This window comes from Cellulomonas fimi (assembly GCF_028583725.1).
GTDB lineage: Bacteria > Actinomycetota > Actinomycetes > Actinomycetales > Cellulomonadaceae > Cellulomonas > Cellulomonas fimi_B.
The window spans coordinates 989,040-1,010,500 of record NZ_CP110680.1; the positions used below are offsets into that span (position 1 = coordinate 989,040).

19 protein-coding genes are annotated in these 21,461 nt (G+C 75.2%); 8 read left to right on the plus strand and 11 right to left on the minus strand.

The features are described 5' to 3' along the window. Positions 1–254: 254 nt before the first annotated feature. The 3 genes from OOT42_RS04510 (at position 255) to OOT42_RS04520 (ending at position 3,282) form a co-directional block, all read left to right on the plus strand. A complete protein-coding gene (locus OOT42_RS04510) occupies positions 255–2,087 on the plus strand; it encodes a ribonucleoside triphosphate reductase (RefSeq protein ID WP_273653757.1) in 1,833 nt (610 codons plus the stop codon). Then, positions 2,087–2,773, plus strand: a complete 687-nt coding sequence (locus tag OOT42_RS04515; protein ID WP_273653758.1) for an anaerobic ribonucleoside-triphosphate reductase activating protein — start codon at positions 2,087–2,089, stop codon at positions 2,771–2,773. Before OOT42_RS04510 ends, OOT42_RS04515 begins: the two co-directional genes overlap by 1 nt. Positions 2,774–2,904: 131 nt before the next feature. Further along, positions 2,905–3,282 (plus strand): STAS domain-containing protein, encoded by a 378-nt coding sequence (locus OOT42_RS04520; RefSeq protein WP_337251887.1) that lies wholly within the window; start codon positions 2,905–2,907, stop codon positions 3,280–3,282. A 60-nt stretch (positions 3,283–3,342) separates the two neighbouring features. Here OOT42_RS04520 and OOT42_RS04525 read toward each other — a convergent pair whose 3' ends face one another. The 7 genes from OOT42_RS04525 to OOT42_RS04555 form a co-directional block, all read right to left on the minus strand. Then, positions 3,343–4,368 (minus strand): hypothetical protein, encoded by a 1,026-nt coding sequence (locus OOT42_RS04525; protein WP_273653760.1) that lies wholly within the window; start codon positions 4,366–4,368, stop codon positions 3,343–3,345. Further along, positions 4,365–4,904, minus strand: a complete 540-nt coding sequence (locus OOT42_RS04530) for an RNA polymerase sigma factor (RefSeq protein WP_273653761.1) — start codon at positions 4,902–4,904, stop codon at positions 4,365–4,367. Before OOT42_RS04530 ends, OOT42_RS04525 begins: the two co-directional genes overlap by 4 nt. A 133-nt stretch (positions 4,905–5,037) precedes the next feature. Next, positions 5,038–6,249, minus strand: a complete 1,212-nt coding sequence (locus tag OOT42_RS04535) for a hypothetical protein (RefSeq protein ID WP_273653762.1) — start codon at positions 6,247–6,249, stop codon at positions 5,038–5,040. Continuing rightward, on the minus strand, positions 6,249–6,779 hold the full coding sequence (locus OOT42_RS04540) for an RNA polymerase sigma factor (protein ID WP_273653763.1): 531 nt from the start codon (positions 6,777–6,779) through the stop codon (positions 6,249–6,251). Before OOT42_RS04540 ends, OOT42_RS04535 begins: the two co-directional genes overlap by 1 nt. A gap of 113 nt (positions 6,780–6,892) precedes the next feature. Beyond that, positions 6,893–7,939: a hypothetical protein gene (locus tag OOT42_RS04545; RefSeq protein ID WP_273653764.1), complete on the minus strand. Its 1,047-nt coding sequence runs from the start codon at positions 7,937–7,939 to the stop codon at positions 6,893–6,895. Beyond that, complete coding sequence (locus OOT42_RS04550; protein WP_273653765.1) at positions 7,936–8,481, minus strand: sigma-70 family RNA polymerase sigma factor; 546 nt, start codon at positions 8,479–8,481, stop codon at positions 7,936–7,938. The genes OOT42_RS04545 and OOT42_RS04550 overlap by 4 nt, the downstream gene beginning before the upstream one ends. A gap of 93 nt (positions 8,482–8,574) precedes the next feature. After that, positions 8,575–9,528, minus strand: coding sequence for a helix-turn-helix transcriptional regulator (locus OOT42_RS04555; RefSeq protein WP_273653766.1), 954 nt, complete (start codon positions 9,526–9,528; stop codon positions 8,575–8,577). Between the two features lie 144 nt (positions 9,529–9,672). Between OOT42_RS04555 and OOT42_RS04560 the strand changes: the two genes are divergently transcribed. Then, positions 9,673–10,797 carry an epoxide hydrolase family protein gene (locus tag OOT42_RS04560; protein ID WP_273653767.1) on the plus strand — a complete coding sequence of 375 codons (1,125 nt, stop codon included), beginning with the start codon at positions 9,673–9,675 and terminating at the stop codon, positions 10,795–10,797. Positions 10,798–10,854: 57 nt separating this feature from the next. Here OOT42_RS04560 and OOT42_RS04565 read toward each other — a convergent pair whose 3' ends face one another. The 3 genes from OOT42_RS04565 to OOT42_RS04575 form a co-directional block, all read right to left on the minus strand. After that, complete coding sequence (locus OOT42_RS04565) at positions 10,855–12,816, minus strand: GGDEF domain-containing protein (RefSeq protein WP_273653768.1); 1,962 nt, start codon at positions 12,814–12,816, stop codon at positions 10,855–10,857. 153 nt (positions 12,817–12,969) lie between these two features. Next, positions 12,970–14,382 (minus strand): hypothetical protein, encoded by a 1,413-nt coding sequence (locus OOT42_RS04570; RefSeq protein WP_273653769.1) that lies wholly within the window; start codon positions 14,380–14,382, stop codon positions 12,970–12,972. Then, complete coding sequence (locus tag OOT42_RS04575; RefSeq protein ID WP_273653770.1) at positions 14,379–14,909, minus strand: sigma-70 family RNA polymerase sigma factor; 531 nt, start codon at positions 14,907–14,909, stop codon at positions 14,379–14,381. The genes OOT42_RS04570 and OOT42_RS04575 overlap by 4 nt, the downstream gene beginning before the upstream one ends. A gap of 210 nt (positions 14,910–15,119) precedes the next feature. On the opposite strand from OOT42_RS04575, the gene OOT42_RS04580 reads away from it, so the two are divergent. The 3 genes from OOT42_RS04580 to OOT42_RS04590 all read left to right on the plus strand — a co-directional run bounded on the left by OOT42_RS04580 (position 15,120) and on the right by OOT42_RS04590 (position 18,990). Then, a complete protein-coding gene (locus tag OOT42_RS04580) occupies positions 15,120–17,420 on the plus strand; it encodes a sodium-translocating pyrophosphatase (RefSeq protein WP_273653771.1) in 2,301 nt (766 codons plus the stop codon). A 147-nt stretch (positions 17,421–17,567) separates the two neighbouring features. Beyond that, positions 17,568–18,239, plus strand: a complete 672-nt coding sequence (locus tag OOT42_RS04585; RefSeq protein ID WP_273653772.1) for a ThuA domain-containing protein — start codon at positions 17,568–17,570, stop codon at positions 18,237–18,239. Between the two features lie 13 nt (positions 18,240–18,252). Further along, positions 18,253–18,990 carry an endonuclease/exonuclease/phosphatase family protein gene (locus OOT42_RS04590; RefSeq protein ID WP_273653773.1) on the plus strand — a complete coding sequence of 246 codons (738 nt, stop codon included), beginning with the start codon at positions 18,253–18,255 and terminating at the stop codon, positions 18,988–18,990. Here the strand turns inward: OOT42_RS04590 and grpE are convergent. Continuing rightward, the gene (gene grpE, locus OOT42_RS04595) at positions 18,972–19,658 is read right to left on the minus strand and encodes a nucleotide exchange factor GrpE (protein WP_273653774.1); all 687 of its coding nucleotides are present in this window, start codon (positions 19,656–19,658) and stop codon (positions 18,972–18,974) included. The two genes, OOT42_RS04590 and grpE, sit on opposite strands and share 19 nt — an antisense overlap. A gap of 242 nt (positions 19,659–19,900) precedes the next feature. Between grpE and OOT42_RS04600 the strand changes: the two genes are divergently transcribed. Further along, complete coding sequence (locus OOT42_RS04600) at positions 19,901–21,445, plus strand: DUF7059 domain-containing protein (RefSeq protein WP_273653775.1); 1,545 nt, start codon at positions 19,901–19,903, stop codon at positions 21,443–21,445. The last annotated feature ends 16 nt before the right edge of the window (positions 21,446–21,461 follow it).

Genomic DNA, 21,461 nt, shown 5'->3' on the forward strand with positions numbered 1-21,461 from the left:
GCCCGGACACGCCGCGACGGCTGCCGCGAGCGACACGCCGGAGGGTGCGGACGGGCTCGCGCGCGACACGCCGCGCGACCGGGCGAGTTTTGCGCGCGGCGCTCCGTGCCGCCTCGCACAGGCGGGACCTAGGTCCCCCGCGAGACCCTGCGTCGGGCATAGAACTGCCACATCTAGTCCTCCGGGGACGCCGCGACCACAAGATGTGGGGTCGCAGAGGCGGGAGGGCGACACGGACGAAGGGGATACCGCACATGACCGAGCAGGTCGTCGTCGAGGTCGGCTCGTCGATCGACGAGTACCTCGACCGCCGCGACTGGCGCGTCAACGCCAACGCCAACCAGGGCTACTCGCTGGGTGGGCTCATCCTCAACACGGCTGGCAAGGTCGTCGCGAACTACTGGCTGAGCCACGTCTACCCGGCCGAGGTGGGTCGGGCGCACCGCGAGGGCGACCTGCACATCCACGACCTCGACATGCTGTCGGGCTACTGCGCGGGGTGGTCGCTGCGGACCCTCCTGCAGGAGGGCCTCAACGGCGTGCCGGGCAAGGTCGACGCGCGCCCGCCGAAGCACTTCGGGTCGGCGATCGGCCAGATCGTGAACTTCCTCGGCACCATGCAGAACGAGTGGGCGGGTGCGCAGGCGTTCTCGTCGTTCGACACCTACATGGCGCCGTACGTGCGGCTCGACGGCCTCACGTACGAGCAGGTCCGGCAGGGGGTCCAGGAGCTCGTCTACAACCTCAACGTGCCGTCGCGCTGGGGCACCCAGACGCCGTTCACGAACCTCACGTTCGACTGGACGTGCCCGGAGGACCTGCGCGAGCAGGTGCCGTTCGTCGCGGGCGAGCCGTGCGACTTCACGTACGGCGACCTCCAGCACGAGATGGACCTCATCAACCAGGCGTACATCGAGGTCATGACGGAGGGCGACGCGAGCGGGCGCGTCTTCACGTTCCCGATCCCGACGTACAACATCACGCACGACTTCGACTGGGAGAGCCCCAACGCGGACCGCCTGTTCGCGATGACGGCGAAGTACGGGCTGCCGTACTTCCAGAACTTCCTCAACTCCGAGATGAACCCGGGCGACGTGCGGTCGATGTGCTGCCGGCTGCAGCTCGACCTGCGCGAGCTGCTCAAGCGCGGCAACGGCCTGTTCGGGTCCGCGGAGCAGACGGGCTCGCTCGGCGTCGTGACGATCAACTGCGCGCGGCTCGGCTTCCTCAACCCGGGCGACGAGCACGGCCTGTTCGACGCGCTGTCGCAGCTGCTCGACCTGGCGCGCACGTCGCTCGAGCTCAAGCGCACGGTCATCCAGAAGTACATCGACGAGGGCCTGTTCCCGTACACGAAGCGGTACCTCGGGACGCTTGACAACCACTTCTCGACGATCGGCGTCAACGGCCTCAACGAGATGGTCCGCAACTTCACGGGCGACGAGTTCGACCTGACCGACCCGCGCGGGCACGCGCTCGTCGTCCGGGTGCTCGACTTCGTCCGCGCGCGGATGGTCCGGTACCAGGAGGAGACCGGCCACCTCTACAACCTGGAGGCGACGCCCGCGGAGGGCACGACGTACCGGTTCGCCAAGGAGGACCGCCGCCGGTTCCACGGCATCCTGCAGGCCGGCACGGACGACCACCCGTACTACACGAACTCGTCGCAGCTCCCCGTCGGCTTCACGGACGACCCGTTCGAGGCGCTCGCGCGGCAGGACGACCTGCAGACCAAGTACACGGGCGGCACCGTCCTGCACCTGTACATGAGCGAGCGCCTGTCGACCCCGGAGGCCGCGCGCGAGCTGGTGAAGCGGTCGCTGTCGACGTTCCGTCTGCCGTACCTCACGGTCACGCCGACGTTCTCCGTCTGCACGCGGCACGGCTACCTGTCGGGCGAGCACCCGACGTGCCCGCGCTGCGCCGACGAGGGGTACGGCGAGGTCGTGTGCGAGGTGTGGACGCGCGTCATGGGCTACCACCGGCCCGTGAGCTCGTTCAACATCGGCAAGAAGGGCGAGCACATGGAGCGCACCCCGTTCCAGGAGCGCGCTCTCGCGACGGCCGGCGCGGAGCAGCGGGCCTGATGACGGACCGCACGACGACGGCGGCGGCGGACGGGCTCGCGATCGCGGGCCTGACGCCGCTGTCGTCGTGCGACTGGCCGGGGAGGCTGGTCGCCACCGCGTTCCTGCAGGGCTGCCCGTGGCGCTGCACGTACTGCCACAACTCCTCGATCCTCGACCCGCGCACCCCGGGCGTGGTGCCGTGGTCCGACGTGCGCGACCTGCTCGCACGACGCCGGGGGCTGCTCGACGGTCTCGTCTTCTCGGGCGGTGAGCCGACCCGGCAGGCCGGGCTCGTCGACGCCGCGCGCGAGGTGCGCGCCGACGGGTTCGCCGTCGGCCTGCACACCGGCGGCGCCTACCCCCGCCGGCTCGAGGCGCTGCTGCCGCACGTCGACTGGGTCGGGTTCGACGTCAAGGCCCCTGCCCGGCTCTACCGGGCGATCACCCGGGCCGGTGGTCCGACGGCGAGCGCCGACGCGACGTTCGCGTCGCTGCGCCTGGTGCTCGACGCGGGTGTCGACGTGCAGGTCCGCACGACCGTCGACCCGACGGTCCTCACGACCGCGGACGTCGACGAGCTCACCGCGACGCTCGCCGGTCTCGGCGTGCGCGACCACGTCCTGCAGGAGGTCCGGCCCGACGGCACGACCGACGAGTACCGCCAGGCGCTCGCGACCGCCCGACGGGTCGCCGCGACCGCCTGATCCCGGGCTCCGTGGGACGTCCCGCGCAGGCTGACACGATTCAGGACGCACCTCCGTCGTCGAAGCGCGTCGAATTCCGCCGCCCGGGTGAAAACACGCCGCTCGCTGCGCTCGTCCCGGACCTGTCGGGAATGTTTGAATTTCCGACGAGGGACGGGGGAGCACGGGTGCGCGTGACCAGCAGGGACGTGGGGACGCGGACGGTCGTGGAGGTCGACGGCGAGGTCGACGTGTCCACGGCCGACGCGCTGCGCGAGTGCGTCCACGACCTGCTCGACCGCGACCGCACCGACCTCGTCGTCGACCTCGGGCACGTCACCTTCATGGACTCGACGGGTCTCGGCGTGCTCGTCGGGTCGCTCAAGAAGGTGCGGCTCCTCGGCGGACGCCTCCAGCTCGTCATCTCCACCGAGCGGGTCGAGCAGCTCTTCCGCATCACCGCGCTCCTGCCCGTGTTCACGGTGCACGGCACGCTCGACGACGCGCTCGCGGACGACTCGGTCGCCTGAACGCGCGCGGACACGTCCCGGCCGGCCGCGCGGTCCCTCCACCGCGCGACCGGCGGGCGGTCAGCGAGGGTGCACGAGGTAGTGGACCGTGTCGACGCCGTCGACCTGCGACGCCTTGACCTCCACCGTCCAGTCCGGCAGGCGCGTCCCGAAGAACGCCGACCCCGGCCCGCTGAGCCGGTCTCCCGCGGACGGGTCGAGCAGGACGGCGGCCTGCCACACCCGGTCGTCGGCCGACGAGGCCAGCTCGACGAACCAGCCCCCGTCGTCGAGGCGACGGACCTCGAGCAGGCGGCCCGGCACCAGCGGCACGTCGTCGGGGAAGTCGGCGGGCAGGCCGGCCACGACCGGCCGCTCGACGACCTCCACCGTCCACGGCCCGGCGACCGACGCGACGGGGGCCGTGAGCGGTCCGGCGTCCGGCGCGACGTACACCTCGTAGTCGCCCGGGGGCAGCGGGTGCCCACCCGGCCGGCCCGGCACGTCGCAGGTGACGAGCGGGACCTGCACCGGGTCCCAGCCGGTGGGCGAGTAGGGGATCCCGGCCGTGGCGGCCGCCGCGAGCGACGTCCCGACGACCGTCCCGTCGTGCGCGACGACGACCCGCACGAACGGCGGCGTCTCGACGTCGGGGAGCGGCACGACCGGGTACGCCTCCGGGTCCACGACGTCGCCGAACTGCGGCCACAGCCACAGCGTCGGCCCCAGGACGTGCGTGAGCGGCGTGCTCCGCGGCCCGACGGCCGTCCAGCTCGCCGCGTCGCCGCGGTCGTCGCTCAGCGCAGCGAGCGCCAGGTCGTCCTCGGTGCGGAGGTCCCGCAGGTCGGCGGTGTCCGAGCCGCAGGTCCCCGCCGGCGCGCCCGGCACGGCCGGCGGCAGGACGTCCGGGTCGCGCCCGGCGACCTGCACGGCCCCCAGGGTGACGGCACCGGCGGCGCCGACCCCGACCGCGCCACGCGTGACCCGGCGGGCCGCGCGACGGTGCCGCGCGCGCGTCCGGACGCGCGTCATGTCGAACGCCGCCGGGACCCCGGCCGGTTCGCCGTCGATCGTGGCGTGCAGCGTGCGGGACAGGTCGGTGCTCATCGTGCCTCCCGGGTTCTCACGAGCTCGATGTCGGTGGTGCGGTCGGCGCCGACCGGGCCGAGGACCCCTTCGAGGGCGTCCATGGCGTCGGAGAGGTACCGCTTGACGGTGCCGTCGGCGACGCCGAGCGTGCGGGCGATCTCCGCGACGGTCAGGTCGTCGTAGAAGCGCAGGACGACGCACGCCCGCAGCCGCGGCGACAGCGTGGCGAGCGCGGCCTCGACGCTCGCGCGCTCGACGGCGGACGTCTCGGGCGACTCGACGCGCTCGCCGCGGGCGACGAGGTGCCGGACGCTGCGCCACCGGGTGCTGCGGCGGTGCCCGTCGAGGAGCTCGGACAGGATCGCGCGGCGCACGTACGCCTCGGCGGCGACCGCGTCGCGCAACGGGCGCGTCCGGCCGAAGCAGCGGACGAGCGCCTCCTGCACGAGGTCCTCCGCCGACCGCCGGTCGCCCGTGAGGTACGTCGCGTACCGCACGAGCGCGTGCCCGCGCACCTGCACCAGGTCGTCGAGGACCTGTTCCCACGCCGCCATGCGTCGCCTCCCGTCCGATCGTCGCGCACAGGACGCTCGGGGGGCCGAGAACGTTGGGTGGGAGCCGGAGACGCGCGCGGTGGGACGGTCGGCCGAGCGGGCGGAACCCCCGGACGGCCGACCGCCGGACGCGTCAGCGGGGGCGCACCTCGTAGACGAGGGTCGTCGCGTCACCCTGCTCGCCCGGGGTGACCTCGACGGACCAGCCGGGGACCTCCACCCCGGTGCCGAACGGGTCGAGGTACTCCTCCCGCGCGCCGTCGACGCCCGTCAGGAGCGCGTTCGCCACGACGAGCCGGTCGACGCCCGTGACCTCCGCCTCGACGGTCCAGCCGCCGGCGGCGTCGCCGTCGACCGACAGGAGGTGGCCGGGGGGCATCGGGACGGCGTCGACGGGGAAGTCGTCGGGCAGTCCGGGGACCACGCTCGCGTGCGGGGGGACGGTGAGGGTCCACGGTCCCGCGGCGCCCGTGAGCGGCTCGCGGTCGCGCACGACGAACAGGTCGTAGGTCCCCGAGGGCAGCGGCTCCCCGCCGTCGTCGGCGCCGTCGACGGCGCACGTGACGAGGTCGAGCCGCACCTCCTCGGTCAGCAGGCCGCTCGTCGCCCGTGCCCACCGGGCGGCGGCGTCGGACGTCCCCGCCGCGGGCAGGACGGTCGTCGCGACGACCCGGTCGTCGTGCGTGACGAGCACCCGGAGCCGCGCGACCTCCGGCGTCGGCGGCGGGACCTCACCCCGGGCGAGCGCCTCGTCGACGGTCGCCCGGAAGCCGGCGATGATCCGCGCGCGCTCGTCGAGCTCGTCCTGGGTGACGTCCTCGCCCGCCTCGCGCGCCGCGACGAGCTCGGCGTAGCCCTGCTCCAGGACCGCGAGGGTGTCCTGCGCGGACGAGAGCTCCGTCGCGTGCGCGCCGGCGCCGTCCTCGGGGAGCGCGCTCACGGCCTGGACGTACACCTCGCGCCCGACGTAGGTCCCCAGGTCGCCCGGCCGGGGCATCGGCCAGCCCTCGAACGCGCTCCCGGGGGACGACCACGACGACGGCGCGAGCCCCAGCGTCGGGTCGGGTGCTCCGCGCACCGCCGTGACGTCCGACCCGCACTCGCCGGGAGCCGCGTCGGGGTCGGTCGGCAGCACGACGCGGTCGTCACGCGTCGACGCGAGCGAGGCCGCCGCGAGCGCGACGGCACCGGCGGCGCCGACGCCGACCGCTCCGCGTGCACCGAGGTGCACCGCGCGGCGGCGCCGCGCGCGCGACCGCACCCGCGCCACGTCCACGGGCGGCGGACCTTCCGGCCGCGCGCCGTCGACCACGTCGTGCAGGGCGGTGCCCAGGTCGATGCTCATCACGCCTCCTCCACGGCGACGGTCTCGCGCGGGTGACCGGACGACACCGGCCCCAGCACGTCCTCGAGCTGCCCGACGGCGTCGGACAGGTACCGCTTCACGGTGCCCTCGGCGACCCCGAGGCGGCGGGCGATCTCCGGCACGGTCAGGTCGTCGTAGTACCGCAGCACGACGCACGCCCGCAGCCGGGGCCGGAGCGTCGCGAGCGCGGCCTCGACGCTCACCCGGTCCACGGTCGCGGCCTCGGGCCCGTCGACCTGGTCGCGCCGCGCGGCGAGGTGGCGGACGGCCGCCCATCGCGCGCTCCGGCGGTGGCGGTCCAGGAACACCGACAGGATCGCGCGGCGGACGTACGTCTCCGCGGCGACGACGTCGCGCAGCGGTCGCGCCTGGCCGAAGCAGCGCACGAGCGCGTCCTGCAGCACGTCCTCGGCGTCGCGCCGGTCGCCCGTCAGCAGCGCGGCGTACCGCGCCAGGGCGTGCCCGCGGACCTGCACGAGGTCGTCGAGCACCTGGTCCCACGCCGCCATCGAGCCTCCTGTCCCACGTCGTCATGGTCCAGGACGCGGCAGGTGCGCGGATCGTTGGTCACCCGGTCGGTCGGCCGCGCGGTCCCTCCACCCGCGGCCGACCGACCAGGGGGTCAGGCGGGCGTGAGGCGGTAGACGAGCGTGTCCCGACCGTCGGGGTGCTGCGACGGGGCGACGCGCACGGTCCAGGCGCCGTCGGTGCTCGGTCGCTCGACGGGCGTGGTGGTGTCGTCGAGCGGGCGGGCTCCGGGCACCTCGGGGAGGAGCTCCAGGGCGCGCGTGAGCCGGTCGTCGCCGTCGACGGCGACCTCGAGGGACCAGCCCCCGTCCGCTTCGCGGGTCGCCTCGACGACCGTCCCGCCGGGCATGGGCACGGCGGCCGACGGGAAGTCGTCCGGGAGCGCCGAGACCCCGTCGACCGCGGGCAGCAGCTCGACCTGCCACGGGCCGGCGACGTCGAGCAGGGACTGGTCGGGTCGCAGCACCCCGGGGGCGGCGTACAGCGCGTAGGTGCCGGGTGCGGGCGTGCCGCCGTCACAGGACTCGACGGCGGTGGCGACCGACGAGCCGGTCACCGACACGTCGCCGTCCCACAGGTCGCTCTGTCGCATGGCCGTGGTCCACCAGGAGATGTTCGCGCTGTCGGGCGCGAGGTCGTTCGTCTGCGCCCACCCGACGACGACGCCGTCCGACGCGAGCAGCAGCCGCGCCGACGGGACGTCGGACGAGTGGCCGCCGGACGCGGTGGTGAGCGCGAGCAGCTCGAGCGTGCGGCCCCCGAACCGGCCGAGGGTGGAGCCGAGCTGCTGGTCGCCGCCGGCGGCGAACGCGTCGAGCGCGGCGACGGCGTCGCCGGGGCCGACGAGCGTGTAAGTCGTGTCGGGGTGGGCGGTCGCGTAGGTCTCGACGTCGAGCCCGCACCCGCCGAACCCGCCCGTGGGGCTGCCTGCGGGAGCGGCGGGGGAGCTGTCGGGCTGCCCGAGGGTCGTGGTCGCGAGGGCGACGGCTCCCGCCGCCCCGACGCCCACCGCGGCCCGCGTCCCGGTGCGGACGGCGCGGCGACGGCGGATGCGGCCGACCAGGTCGTCGGACGTGAACGGCGACGCGTCGCCGCCGCCGTCGATCGCGCGGTGCAGGTCCGTGCGCAGGTGGGTGCTCATCGTGCGCTCCTCTCGGGGGTGGTGCCGACCAGGTGGATGTCGTCGTCCGCGTCGGCGAGCGGGCCGAGCAGTCGCTCGAGCCGCTCGGTCGCCTCGGACAGGTAGCGCTTGACGGTGCCGTCGGCGAGACCGAGCGTGCGCGCGATCTCGGGGACGGTGAGGTCGTCGTAGAACCGCAGGACGACGACGGCGCGCTGGCGCGGCGCGAGGGTCGCGACGGCGGACTGCACGTCGAGCCGCGCGGCGCTCGTCGGCTCGGGGCCGGGCTCGTCGTCGGCGCGGGCCAGCAGGTGCCGGACGGCGCCCCAGCGCCGGCGGCGGCGGTGCTCCTCGACGAAGAGCGTGAGGATCGTCCGGCGCACGTACGCTTCGGCGGCGTGCGCCTCGCGCAGCGCGTACTGCCGGCTGAAGCAGCGCACGACGGCGTCCTGCACGAGGTCCTCGCCGCTGCGGGCGTCGCCCGTGAGCATCGTGGCGTAGCGGACGAGCGCGGCACCGCGGGTGCGGATCAGCTCGTCGAGCACCTGTTCCCAGGCGGGCATCGGACCTCCCTGTCGTGGCCGTCATGGTGCACGACGGTCGGGGAGCCCCGGATCGTTGTGGCGGCGCTCCCGGTGTGGCGTCCAGGGGCGTCGTCAGGGGGGTGGGACGGCCCGTGCGTACCGCGCGGACAGGACGCGGAGGTGCTCGACGAGACCGGCTGGCTCGTCGACGTGGAAGTCGAGCCCGAGCATCCCGATCCAGACGGCGACGACCTCGACGCTGTCGCCGCCCGTGACGAGCACGCTCCTGCCGTCGTCGGTGGCCTCGACGGTGCCGACGGTGGGGTTGATGCGGGCGAGGACCTCGTCGGGCGGCGCGTCGACGGTGATCCGCGCGTGCACGGCCCACCCGGTGCGCGCGACCTCGCGCACGGTGAACTCGGTGACGTCCTCGGGGAAGGCGCTGGGCGTGAAGCGGCGACCGCCCGGCGTGCGCAGCGTGAGCCAGTCGACGCGGTACGGCGCCCACGTGCCCGTGGCGGGTGCGCGTGCGACGAGGAACCAGCGGCGCTGCCAGGCGACGAGCCGGTAGGGCTCGAGCTCGACGGGCTCGTCGCGGTAGAAGGCGCGCAGGCCCTGGTGGTCGCGCACGGCGTCGGCGAGCGCGGCGAGGGTGGCGGTGTCGACGACGGGGTCCTCGACGTTGGAGTCGGTGTTCTCCGGTCCGCTGGTGCTCGCGTCGCGGATCGCGGCGAGCCTGCGGCGCAGCCGGTCGGGCATGACCTGCTCGAGCTTCGTGAGGGCGGAGCGCGCGGGCTCCTCGATCCCGGCGGTCGCGGTCGTGCGGCGCAGCCCGACGGCGACCGCGACGGCCTCGGCGTCGTCGAGCAGGAGCGGGGGCAGGCGCGCACCGGCGCCCAGGCGGTAGCGCCCCCCGGGTCCGCGGACCGCGTCGACGGGGTAGCCGAGCTCGCGCAGACGCGTGACGTCATTGCGCACGGTGCGGTCGGTGACGTCGAGGCGCGCAGCGAGCTCGGCGCCCGACCAGTCGGGGCGGGACTGGAGCAGGCCGAGCAGCGTGAGCAGCCGGGCGGAGGTCGTGGCCATGTGCCCTCCTGGGCGGCGTGCGAGGCGGATCAGGAGAGGTCCGAGGTCGGCCGCAAGAAGCGGAAAGAACCGTTCCGGAACGCTGCCTAGCGTGAGGGTACCGAGCAGGGCGACGAGCCCGCTCACGGACCCGCGGAGAAGACCATGAACGCCACCTCGCTCACGATCCGCCCCTTCGTCGTCCACGTCCCCGACGCCGACCTCGACGACCTGCGCGAGCGGCTCGCCCGCACCCGGTTCGCGCCCGCGGCACCCGAGGACTCGTGGGAGTACGGCACGCCGCAGTCCTACCTGCGGGACATGGTCGCGCGCTGGACCACGTTCGACTGGCGGGCCGTCGAGGACCGGCTGAACGCGTACCCCGGGTTCGTCACCGAGGTCGACGGCCAGCCGCTGCACTTCCTGCACGTCCGCTCGGCGCACGCCGACGCGACGCCGCTGCTGCTCGCGCACACCTACCCGGGGTCGGTGCTCGACTTCCTCGACATGATCGACGCGCTCGTCGACCCGGTCGCGCACGGCGGCAGCGCGCAGGACGCGTTCCACCTCGTGATCCCGTCGATGCCCGGCTTCGGCTTCTCGACGCCGCTCGTCGGCGCCGGCTGGACGATGGCGCGGGTCGCGCGCACGTACGACACCCTCATGCGCGGGCTCGGGTACGACTCCTACGGGGTGCACGGCAGCGACGGTGGCGCGATGGTCGGGCGCGAGCTCGCGATCCTCGACCCCGAGGGGTTCCTCGGCGCGCACGTGCTGCAGCTGTTCTCGTTCCCGACCGGCGCGCCCGGCGAGATGGACGGGTTCGGGCCCAAGGAGTACGCCGCGCTCGGGCACATGCAGTGGTTCCAGTCCGTCGGCGCGTACAACACGATGAACGCGTCGCGCCCGCAGACGGTCGCCGCCGGCCTGGCCGACTCGCCCGTCGCGACGCTCGCCTACCACGAGCTGTTCGAGAGCTTCGGCAACGGCACGTCGCTCGTCACCGCCGACCAGGTGCTCGCGCAGGCCAGCCTCTACTGGCTCACGAACACCTACGCCACGGCCGCGCGGTACCACTACGCCGAGCAGCGGTCCGGCGCCGAGCCGGTCGTCAGCACGGGCCGCATCGGCGTCGCGGTGTTCAAGGACGACTTCCAGACGATCCGCAGCCTCGCCGAGCGGGACAACGCGCGGATCGAGCACTGGTCCGAGCACCCGCGCGGCGGGCACTACGCGGCGCTCGAGGTCCCGCAGGACGTCGTCGCCGACCTGCGTGTCTTCTTCGGCTGAGCCCCGCGTGCCGCAGGGGCGGCGGTCCGCGTCGAGCGGCCGCCGCCCGCTGCCGTGTCAGGGCACGTCGACGCGCCGGCCCGACAGCCCGGCGAGCGTCGCCGCCGTGCGTGCCTGCTTCACGCGGTACATCGCCGCGTCCGCGTCCCGCATGACGTCGTCCGCGGTCCCCGGCACCCGCGCGCTCGTCGCGATGCCGATGCTCACGCCGACCTGCACCGACGTCCCGCCCACGGCGAGCGGCTCGAGCAGCGCGCGGCTCAGGCGTTCGGCGACCCGGGTCGCGTCGGTGGTCGACGACATGCCGTCGAGGAGCACGACGAACTCGTCACCGCCGAGCCGCGCAGCGAGGTCGTTGGCGCGCACGGCACGGCTGATCCGCCCCGCGACCGCCACCAGCACCTGGTCGCCGACGGCGTGACCGAGCGAGTCGTTGACCTCCTTGAACCCGTCCAGGTCGAGGAACAGCACGCCGAAGTGGTAGTGCGTGTGGTGCTGAGCGCGGCTCACGCAGCGCTGCAGCTGCTCGGTGAACAGCGCCCGGTTCGCCAGCCCCGTGAGCGGGTCGTGCAGCGCCGCGCGACGCAGCCGTTCCTCGGTGTCGCGCAGCTCGAGCGCGACCGTGAGCAGCGCGGTGCACTGGTACGGGCTCTCGCGGCCGTTCTCGACGCCCGTCTGCAGCGGACCGACGAACGTGAGCAGACCCCAGTCGCTGTCGTTGACCTTGGCGGGCACGACGAGCACGACGTCCTCGGGCTCGCGCGCGAGCGCGATCACGTCGCGCGGGGGGAACGACCGGACGGTCGTGCGGCGGACGACGGCGCCCGACGGGGCGGTCCGCACCGCGTCGCCGTCAGGGGCGCGCTCGTACGTCCCCGTGACCCGCAGCAGCCGCTCGTCGGCGTCCGTCGACGACCGCTCGTCCGTCGCCCACAGGCCGAGGCAGCCCGCGCGCGCGAACGTGTGCCGCATCCAGCGCAGCGCGGCCGGGTCCTCGTCGGGCGTGTGGAGCAGGTCCATCGTCAGCTCGTAGTGCATCGCGACGGTCCGGCCGAGCGCGCGCGCCCCGGCGAACGCGCGCTGCCGCGCCGACTGCGACGAGGCGTCCTCGGCCGGTCCGGCGGGCGCGCCCGTGCCGACGGGACACCCGCACGACTCCCGGGGGACGAACGTGGTCGGCACGCGCAGGGTCTCGTCGTCGCGTCGGCCACCGTCGCGGCGGTCGCGCAGAAGCTCGACCGCGGCCGCGCCCATCGCCTCCATCGGTTGCGCGACCGACGCGAGGCTCGGCGACTCGTAGGCGGCGCGGTCGATGTCGTCGAAGCCGACGACGGCCTGGTCACGCGGCACGACCCGCCCCGCCTCCCGGAGCACCCGGACCAGACCGATCGCGTTGAGGTCCGTTCCGCACACGACCGCCGTCGACGGCAGACCCGCCGCGAGCAGCGCGCGACCGGCCGCTTCGCCGCCCTCCTCCAGGTTGTCGGACGTGTCGACCACGAGGTCGTCGTCGGGCTCGATGCCCGCGGCCCGCAGACCCTCCTGGTACCCGGCGAACCGCTCGGCGACGTCCGGGACGTCGCGGAACCCGGCGAACGCGATCCGGGTGTGCCCGTGCTCCACGAGGTGCGCGACGGCCGCCGCCACGCCCGCCGCGTTGTCCGCGCGCACCGACGGCAGCCCCGGGAGCGAGTGCCCGACGAGGACCACGTCGGTGGCCGTCGCGCCCAGGTCCCGGACGTAGCGGTCCGCGACCGCGCCGACCGGCACCACGAACCCGTCGGCGTGGTCGTGGGCCACCGGCGGCAGGGCGTCGGGGATCGTGTGGGCGTCGGTCCGGAACGACGCCGCGTCGAGCGTCTGGACGACCAGCAGCCGGCTCGACGTGCGGCGCGCGCCGCGCTGCATGCCGTTGAGCAGCCGGCCGTAGAACGGCCCGCCGATGAACGGCGACAGCACCGCGACGAGCGGCTCCCCGGAGAGTCGGCCGCCGTCGCCGTCCTCGCGCTCGCCTGCCATCCGTGCCGCCGCTCGTCGTCGCCCCGTCGCGCTGTCGCCCGTGCGTATCGGTCGCCCGGGGCACGTGCTGAGGCACGGGCCGCGCCGCCACCCGCCCGGCGCAGCGACGCCCCGGACGGACCGGGGCGCCGCGACGTCGCGCGGTGCGCCCGGTCAGCGCACGACGACCTCGAACCCGTCGCCGACGACGGCGACCCACTCGCCGCGCGGCGTCAGGCCGGTCGCGGGCGTCCACGTCGAGGACACGACGCCGTGCGCGACCGGATGGACGGTGTAGGTGCCGGCCGGGAGCGGCTCGCCGGGTGTGAAGTCGTCGGGCGAGCAGGCGGTCAGCGTGGCCGCGACGCCGGCCGGCGACGCGGTGGCCGTGCCGAGGTCGACCACCGCCGTCATCCCGTCACGGAGCACGAGCGTGGAGCCGACGACAACCCCGTCCCTGCTCACGACCAGGACGGTCTCCCGCGGCGAGAAACGGACCCGTCCCTCGCCGTCGTACCGCAGCCACGCCTCGAGGGCGATCTCGTCCCCGACGGCGACCGTCGCGGGCGGTCCCGAGGCGGTCTCCAGCCGCAGCCCGCCGGGCGACGCGGTCGTCGGCGCGGGGTCGCCGCACGTCGGCACCTGGCCGGCCGTCCACGGCGCGACGGCAGGAGCGGGCGTCGCCGCGGTCGGCGCGCGGTCCGAGACCGTGAACGGCACGGGCTCGCCGCGCGCGACGAGCCACCGCAGGCCCTCCTGCTCGACGTACTCGGTCGGGGTCATGTCGCCGTACAGCTCCGCGGGCAGCTCGGAGGTCCCGAGGTCGACGACGGGTGTCCAGGCCACGAGCTCGTAGTCGCCGGGCGGGAGCGCGCTGCCGACCGACGCGGTCGTGCCGGTGCCCGGGTCGCACACGACGAGCGCGACGTCGCCGTGGTACGGCACGACGTCGGCGCTCTCCGACCACACGGGGTCGAGCGCGACACCGAGGTCGGTCCCGCGGTAGAGGTCGACGCCGCCCGCGACGACGACACCGTCGCGGAGCACCGACAGGCGCGGTCCCGCCGCGTCGAAGCCGACGATCGTGGACGTGACCTCCGGGGCCAGCAGCCACGCGCTGACGCGCAGCGCGTCGCCCGCAGCGACGACGGCGGCGTCGAGCGGGTCCGCCTCCCCGTCCCCGAGCTCGGCGTGCGTGCGCCACGTCGCGGCGAACCCGCCCTCGGCGGGCGCGTCGGCGAGCGCCCCGCACGCGCCGAAGGGCGCGGTCGGGTCACCCGGCGGCAGCACCACGGAGGTGGTCGTCGGCGCCGGCTCTGGGCTCGTGCTCGCGCTCGGGCCGGGTGACGAGGTGGGCGACGGCGTCTGGGCCGGCGGAGGCGGTGTCGGGAGGCGGCTCGCGAGCGCGGCGCCCGCCGCGAGGACGACCGCCGCGGTGGCCGACGCGGCGGCGACGGCGGCCGCCCTGACCCGCCGCCGGCGCCGCGTCCGGCCGGTGAGCGCGGCGACGTCGAGGCCACCGTCGGGGACGGCCGTGCTGTGCCGGGCCGCCAGGTCGTGCAGGTCGTGGAAGAGGTCGCGGGTCATCGCCGGACTCCCTTCGCGATCGTCGGGACGTCGTCGAGCAGGTCAGGCTGCGGGCCGAGGAGCGGTTCGAGACGTCGTCGCGCGTCCGACAGGTACCGCTTGACGGCGCCGTCGGACACGCCGAGGCGGTGCCCGATCTCCGGGAGCGTCAGGTCGTCGTAGAAGCGCAGGACGACGCAGGCGCGCTCGCGCGGGGACAGCGCGTCGAGGGCGGCGGCGACGTCGGCGCGGTCCCCGGCGGCCGACGTCTCGTCGGATGCGTACGCACCGGTCGCGACCAGGTGCACCACCTGGTCGAGGCGCCGGCGGCGCCGCCAGCCGTCGAGGTAGGCGTTGAGGATCGCGCGACGGACGTACGCCTCGACCTCGTCGACCGGGCCGCGCCGGTGCCGGGTGAACGCGTTGACGAGCGCGTCCTGCACGAGGTCCTGCGCGGCGTGCAGATCACCGGTGAGCAGGCGCGCGTACGCGACGAGCGCGCCGCCGCGCTCCGCGACCACGCGACCGAGCTCGTCCTCCCACGTCACCGGTGCGCCTCCGTCCCTCGTCGATGCCTCATGACCGTCCTGACGTACGGGACATCGGAACGGTTGGGGTCGGGCTGCAACCCGGTGTCCACCTCCCGGTGCGATCCAGGTCACATCGCGTGGCTAGACTCTGCGGGTCCGGCGGCAACGGGGCCGACCGGACATGCGTGGTCGAAGGGGCGGCCGCGCGGCACCATCCGGGGAGGATGCATGGTCGAGCTCGGTTCCACGAGCATCACGATCGTCGTGGTCATCGCAGCGGTCGCGGTCGCGTCACTGATCGTCGCCGCGGTGCTGCGCCGTCAGGTGCTCGCGGCCGGTGAGGGTACGGCCTCCATGCGCGAGATCGCGCGCGCGGTCCAGGAGGGGGCGTCGGCGTACCTGAGCCGGCAGTTCCGCACCCTGGCCATCTTCGCGGTCGTCGTCTGCGCCCTGCTGTTCCTGCTGCCGGGCGACTCCGGCGTCAAGGTCGGGCGGTCCATCTTCTTCCTGGTCGGCGCGGTGTTCTCCGCGGCGATCGGCTTCCTGGGCATGTGGCTCGCGACGCGCGCGAACCTGCGCGTCGCCGCGGCCGCGTCCCAGCCGGGCGGCCGGGCCGAGGGCGCGCGCATCGCGTTCCGCACCGGCGGGGTCGTCGGGATGAGCGTCGTCGGGCTCGGCCTGCTCGGTGCGGCGGCGGTCGTGCTGCTGTACCGCGGCGAGGCGCCCGGCGTGCTGGAGGGCTTCGGCTTCGGCGCCGCGCTGCTCGCGATGTTCATGCGTGTCGGCGGCGGCATCTTCACCAAGGCCGCCGACGTCGGCGCCGACCTCGTCGGCAAGGTCGAGCAGGGCATCCCCGAGGACGATCCGCGCAACGCCGCGACCATCGCGGACAACGTCGGCGACAACGTCGGCGACTGCGCGGGCATGGCCGCCGACCTGTTCGAGTCGTACGCCGTGACGCTCGTGGCCGCGCTCATCCTCGGCAAGGCCGCGTTCGGTGAGCACGGCCTCGTCTTCCCGCTCATCGTGACGACCGTCGGCGCGCTCGTCGCGGCGCTGGGCGTCGCGATCACGCGGGTCCGCGGCAACGAGAGCGGCCTCACCGCGATCAACCGCGGCTTCTACATCTCGGCGCTCGTGGGCGTCGCGCTCGCCGCGGTGGCGGCGTTCGTCTACCTGCCGTCGTCCTTCGCCGACTTCACCGGCGGGACCGCGGGGCTCGAGACGCACGCCGGCGACCCGCGCCTCATCGCGTCGGCCGCCGTCGCGATCGGCGTCGTCCTCGCCGGGATCATCCTGTGGGTCACCGGCTACTTCACCGGCACGACGAGCAAGCCCACGTTGCACGTCGCCAAGACGACCCTCACCGGTGCGGCGACCGTCGTCCTGTCGGGCATCGGCGTCGGGTTCGAGTCCGCCGTCTACACCGCGGGCATCATCGCGGCCGCGATCTGCGGCGTGTTCCTCATCGCCGGCGGCAACGTCGCGCTCGCGCTGTTCCTCATCGCGCTCGCGGGCTGCGGCCTGCTGACCACCGTCGGCGTCATCGTCGCGATGGACACGTTCGGGCCGGTCAGCGACAACGCGCAGGGCATCGCCGAGATGTCGGGCGACGTGACGCCCGAGGGCGCGCAGATCCTCACCGACCTCGACGCGGTCGGGAACACGACGAAGGCCGTCACCAAGGGCATCGCGATCGCGACGGCCGTGCTCGCGGCGACCGCGCTGTTCGGGTCGTACGCGGACGCGGTCCGGACCGCGCTGAACGACATCTCCGGGTCGGTCGGGAACGATATCGTCGCCGCGATGCTGTCGTACGACATCATCAGCCCGGTCACGCTCGTCGGCGTGATCCTCGGTGGCGCGACCGTCTTCCTGTTCTCCGGCCTGGCGATCGACGCCGTGACCCGCGCCGCGGGCGCGATCGTCTTCGAGGTGCGCCGCCAGTTCCGCGACTTCCCCGGCATCATGACCGGCGAGACGCGGCCCGAGTACGGCAAGGTCGTCGACATCTGCACGCGCGACTCGCTGCGCGAGCTCGCCACCCCGGGTCTGCTCGCGGCGTTCGCGCCGATCGCCGTCGGCTTCGGCCTCGGCGTCGGGCCGCTCGCCGGGTTCCTCGCCGGGGCCATCGGCTCCGGTGTCCTCATGGCCGTGTTCCTCGCGAACGCGGGCGGCACGTGGGACAACGCGAAGAAGATCGTCGAGGACGGGCACTACGGCGGCAAGGGGTCCGACGCGCACGCCGCGGCCGTCATCGGCGACACCGTGGGCGACCCGTTCAAGGACACCGCCGGCCCGGCGATCAACCCGCTCATCAAGGTCATGAACCTCGTGTCGGTGCTCATCGCCCCGGCGGTGGTCGTCATCTCGGTCGGCGACGACGCGAACCACGTCGCCCGCCTGTCCATCGCGGTCGTCGCGGCGCTCATCGCGTTCGGTGCCGTGATCGCGTCCCGCCTGCGGGCCGCACGCGTGGACCGCGAGGAGACCGTCGCGCACGAGGCGGAGCGCGCCCTGGCCCGCTGACCCCGCACCACCCGGACGCCGTCCGTCCCCTCGTGGGGCGGGCGGCGTCCGGCGTCCGGGTTGAGCGCGCGTGCCCGGACGTCCATGCTCGTCGGGCACGCGAGGGCCGCCGGCGGAGGCGGCGCGCGACGACGAGCAGGAGGCAGCGTGGCGCAGGTGGTGGTCCTCGTCGGACGCGACCGGTACGGCGACCCGTGGCACGACCACGCGGCGACGTCGGACGCGGTCGCGACGCTCCTGCGGGCCGAGGGCCACGACGTCGCCGTGCGCAGCGTCTTCCCGGACGCGCTCGACGGCGTCGACCGCCCCGACCTGCTCGTCGTCAACTGCGGTCAGGGGCCGCTCGACCCCGCGGCCGCGGAGGAGTGGCGGGGTTTCCACGACCGGCGCGCCGCGCTCGTCGACGGCGGCACCGCGGTGCTGGGCCTGCACCAGGCGGCGAACACGTTCAACGACGACCCGCGCTGGGCGGCGACGCTCGGCGGCCGGTGGGACGACGACGTGTCCTGGCACCCGCCGCTCGACGAGGCGCGGTTCCGGGTCGTCGACCGAGCGCACCCGGTCACCGACGGGCTCGACGAGGTCGTGGCCCCCGACGAGCGGTACGCGGACCTCGTCGTGTCCGGCGACGTGCGCGTGCTGCTCGTCGCCGACGTCCCGGACGGCGACGGCGCGACGCGCCCCCACCCGGTCGTGTGGGTCGCGGGCGGTGCGGGACGCGTCGTGTACGACGCGCTCGGCCACGACGTGCGCTCGTACGCCTCGCCGTCGCGGCGCGCGCTGCTGCGACGTGAGGTCGCGTGGCTGCTCGACGCGTGATGCGCTGGTCGCCGTGACGCTGCGCGTGATGTCCTACAACGTCAAGGGCCTCCAGCTCGACGGCCGGGCCGTCGCGGCGGTCGTCCGTGCGGAGGCGCCGGACGTGCTGGCGGTGCAGGAGCCCCCGCGCGGGCTGCTCGGCCGGTGGCGGCTGCACCGGTTCGCGCGACGGGCCGGCCTGCGGGTGGTCGTCGGCGGGCGGGGCGCCCGGACGACGTCGTTGCTCGTCGCCCGCGGCACGGCCGTGACGCACGCGCACGCGCTCGCACTGCCATGGCAGGCGGGCACGGTCCGGCGCGGGGTCGCGCTCGCCCGGGTCGGCGGGGTCGTGGTCGTCGCGGTCCACCTCTCGCTGGACCGGGCCGAGCGGCTGCGGCACCTCGACGTGCTCGACACGCACCTCGCGCGGGCCCCGCGGCCGCTCGTCGTGGTGGGCGACCTCAACGAGCCGCCGGGCGGCCCGACGTGGCGCCGGCTGCTCGACGCCGTCGTGGAGGGGACGGCGCGGACCGTCCTCGGGGGGCTGCTCGACGCCGCCCCCGACGGCCCGCCCACCTACCCGGCCGTCGACGCACGCCATCGCATCGACGTCCTGCTGCACGACCCCGCGCTGCGCGTCGTGGACGCACGCGTGCGCGACGACGCGCTCGTGCACGCGGCCAGCGACCACCGGCCGCTCGTCGTGGACCTCGCGCTCGGCCCGGACGCGGCGGCGCGGGCGGGCGCGGACGGTCAGCGCGGGTCGACGTAGAGCTCGACGTCCGCGGGTCGCAGCACGTCGGTGGTCGTCGCCCACCCCGACGCGTGCACCGTCGCGACCGTGCCGAGGTACTCCGGGGTGGGGGCGGGCCGCGCGTGGCACACGACGTGCAGGTCGGGGTCGAACGGGTCGCCCGCCTGCACGGGGAGCTCGCGGATCCCGACCGCCGCCAGCACCCGCCGCAGCTGCAGCGCGGCCTCGTCGGTGGTGAGCAGGTCGGCGAGCCCGAGCAGCTCCTCGACGGCGGCGTCGTCGAGCTGCGGCCACTGCCCGGCGGCGTGCGCGCGCTCGGCCGCGTGCGCCCGCTCCGCCGCGAGCGCGCGCTCGACCGCGAGCGCCTGCCCGACCTGCAGGGCGGGCTCGACGGCCCGCGCCTGCTCCTGCGCCCACGCGCGCTCGTCCTCGAGGGTCTTCTCGGCGGCCTTCAGCGACGCCCACGCCTGCTTGAGGCGTGCCGTCGTGAAGCGGTCGTGGCGGCGGGCGCGGCGACGGCCGACGAGCGCGGTCAGCGTGACGAGCGCGAGGAACCCGGCGACGGCCCACGGCAGCCACACGGGGGCCGCCTCGGCCCAGGCGGTGACGTCGGACCACGACGGCAGCCCGCCGACGGAGAGGTCTGCTGCGCGCGATCGTGCGCCCAGCGCGAGTTCGAGTGCCATGCTGCCGACGTACCTTCTGCGTGCGACGGTCCCGGGCGGGGGACAGGGGCGGAGCGGCCCCAGGGCGTCATCGTGGCGCACAATCCGGCAGACCGGGACGGATCGGTCGTGGCGCGCCTCGGACGGCGCAGGAGGACCGCTCGTTCGGGTGACACGTGCCGTGCACGGTCGCGCGGGTCGACGTGTCCGGCGCCGCGGGCGCGAGGCGCGGCACGGGCGTCCGGGCGGGGAGAATCGAGGGCATGAGCGTCGCCGTCCCGCAGCCGGACCCCGCCCTCCTCGACCACCTGCGCGACGACCTGCGCGCCGCGTCTTTCACGGTCGGCGCGGTCGAGGCCCTGCTCGGCCCGGTCGCCGCGGCCGCCCTGCACCGCGAGGAGCCCGTGCCCGCGCTGCGCGCGACGGCCGTGTCCGACGAGCCCGTCGCGACGCTGGTGCGGGCGTTCCTGCTCGGCTGCCGGGTCCGCCGGGGAGCGCTGGACCGCGCGCTGCCGACGCTGGGGTCGCGCGGGGCGCACGCGCTCGGACTCGTCGACGCGACCGGTGCGGCGCCTGACGACGACGTGCGGGCGCTCGTCGACCTGCGCCCGTACGCGGCGTCCGACGGGTCGGGCGACGTCGACTGGTGGGTCGCGTCCGACCTCGGCGAGCTCGCGACGGGGACGGCGCTGCGGACCGACCACGTCCTGGGCGTCGGCGGTGCGTCGACGACGCTCGCGCAGGTCACCGTCCGGTCGCCGCGTCGGCGCGTGCTCGACCTCGGCACCGGCTGCGGGGTGCAGGCGCTGCACGCGACGCGCCACGCCGACGCGGTCGTCGGCACGGACATCTCCCGGCGCGCGCTCGCGTTCGCGCGGTTCAACGCGGCCCTCGCGGGCGTCGGCGACCGGGTCGCACTGCGCGCGGGGTCGATGCTCGAGCCCGTCGCGGGGGAGCGGTTCGACCTCGTCGTGAGCAACCCGCCGTTCGTCATCACGCCCCGGTCCGCCGACGTGCCGGCCTACGAGTACCGCGACGGCGGGCGGGCCGGGGACGCGATCGTGCGCGAGCTCGTCGAGGGCGTCGGCGACGTCCTCGAGCCCGGCGGGGTCGCGCAGCTGCTCGGCAACTGGGAGGTGCGGCGCGGCGAGTCGTGGGACGAGCGCATCGGTGCGTGGGTCGACGCGTCCGGGCTGGACGCGTGGGTCGTGCAGCGCGAGCTCCAGGATCCCGCGCAGTACGCCGAGACGTGGATCCGCGACGGCGGCACGACCCCCGACCGCGACCGTGACGCGTGGTCGGCGCGGTACGGCGCGTGGCTCGACGACTTCGCGAGCCGCGACGTCGAGGCCGTGGGCTTCGGGATCGTGACGCTCCGGCGTCCGCTCGACGGTGCCGACCGGTCCTTGCGTCGCCTGGAGGAGGTCACCGGGACCGTCGCGCAGCCCCTCGGACCCGTGATCGGCGCCGCGCTCGACGCGCACGACTGGCTCGCCGGCCGCACCGACGCGGACCTGGCCGACGCCCGCCTGGTCGTCGCGCCCGACGTCACCGAGGAGCGCTACCTCACGCCCGGCGACGCCGACCCGCAGGTCGTCCTGCTGCGGCAGGGCGGCGGGTTCGGGCGCACGGTGCAGGCGGGCACCGCGCTCGCGGGGTTCGTCGGCGTGTGCGACGGCGAGCTCACCGTCGGCCAGATCGTGAACGCCCTCGGCGCGCTGCTCGACGTCGGCGCCGACGCGGTCGCGGCGGACGTCCTGCCGTCGGTGCGGGGACTCGTGACGGACGGCCTGCTCGTCCCGGCGTGACCCGCGCGCGGCGCGG

What these genes read in the sequence shown, in the direction of transcription:
- OOT42_RS04510 (WP_273653757.1), top strand. Translation starts at nt 255, where the DNA reads ATGACCGAGCAGGTCGTCGTCGAGGTCGGCTCGTCGATCGACGAGTAC.
- OOT42_RS04515 (WP_273653758.1), top strand. Translation starts at nt 2,087, where the DNA reads ATGACGGACCGCACGACGACGGCGGCGGCGGACGGGCTCGCGATCGCG.
- OOT42_RS04520 (WP_337251887.1), top strand. Translation starts at nt 2,905, where the DNA reads ATGTTTGAATTTCCGACGAGGGACGGGGGAGCACGGGTGCGCGTGACC.
- OOT42_RS04525 (WP_273653760.1), bottom strand. Translation starts at nt 4,368, where the DNA reads ATGAGCACCGACCTGTCCCGCACGCTGCACGCCACGATCGACGGCGAA.
- OOT42_RS04530 (WP_273653761.1), bottom strand. Translation starts at nt 4,904, where the DNA reads ATGGCGGCGTGGGAACAGGTCCTCGACGACCTGGTGCAGGTGCGCGGG.
- OOT42_RS04535 (WP_273653762.1), bottom strand. Translation starts at nt 6,249, where the DNA reads ATGAGCATCGACCTGGGCACCGCCCTGCACGACGTGGTCGACGGCGCG.
- OOT42_RS04540 (WP_273653763.1), bottom strand. Translation starts at nt 6,779, where the DNA reads ATGGCGGCGTGGGACCAGGTGCTCGACGACCTCGTGCAGGTCCGCGGG.
- OOT42_RS04545 (WP_273653764.1), bottom strand. Translation starts at nt 7,939, where the DNA reads ATGAGCACCCACCTGCGCACGGACCTGCACCGCGCGATCGACGGCGGC.
- OOT42_RS04550 (WP_273653765.1), bottom strand. Translation starts at nt 8,481, where the DNA reads ATGCCCGCCTGGGAACAGGTGCTCGACGAGCTGATCCGCACCCGCGGT.
- OOT42_RS04555 (WP_273653766.1), bottom strand. Translation starts at nt 9,528, where the DNA reads ATGGCCACGACCTCCGCCCGGCTGCTCACGCTGCTCGGCCTGCTCCAG.
- OOT42_RS04560 (WP_273653767.1), top strand. Translation starts at nt 9,673, where the DNA reads ATGAACGCCACCTCGCTCACGATCCGCCCCTTCGTCGTCCACGTCCCC.
- OOT42_RS04565 (WP_273653768.1), bottom strand. Translation starts at nt 12,816, where the DNA reads ATGGCAGGCGAGCGCGAGGACGGCGACGGCGGCCGACTCTCCGGGGAG.
- OOT42_RS04570 (WP_273653769.1), bottom strand. Translation starts at nt 14,382, where the DNA reads ATGACCCGCGACCTCTTCCACGACCTGCACGACCTGGCGGCCCGGCAC.
- OOT42_RS04580 (WP_273653771.1), top strand. Translation starts at nt 15,120, where the DNA reads ATGGTCGAGCTCGGTTCCACGAGCATCACGATCGTCGTGGTCATCGCA.
- grpE (WP_273653774.1), bottom strand. Translation starts at nt 19,658, where the DNA reads ATGGCACTCGAACTCGCGCTGGGCGCACGATCGCGCGCAGCAGACCTC.
- OOT42_RS04600 (WP_273653775.1), top strand. Translation starts at nt 19,901, where the DNA reads ATGAGCGTCGCCGTCCCGCAGCCGGACCCCGCCCTCCTCGACCACCTG.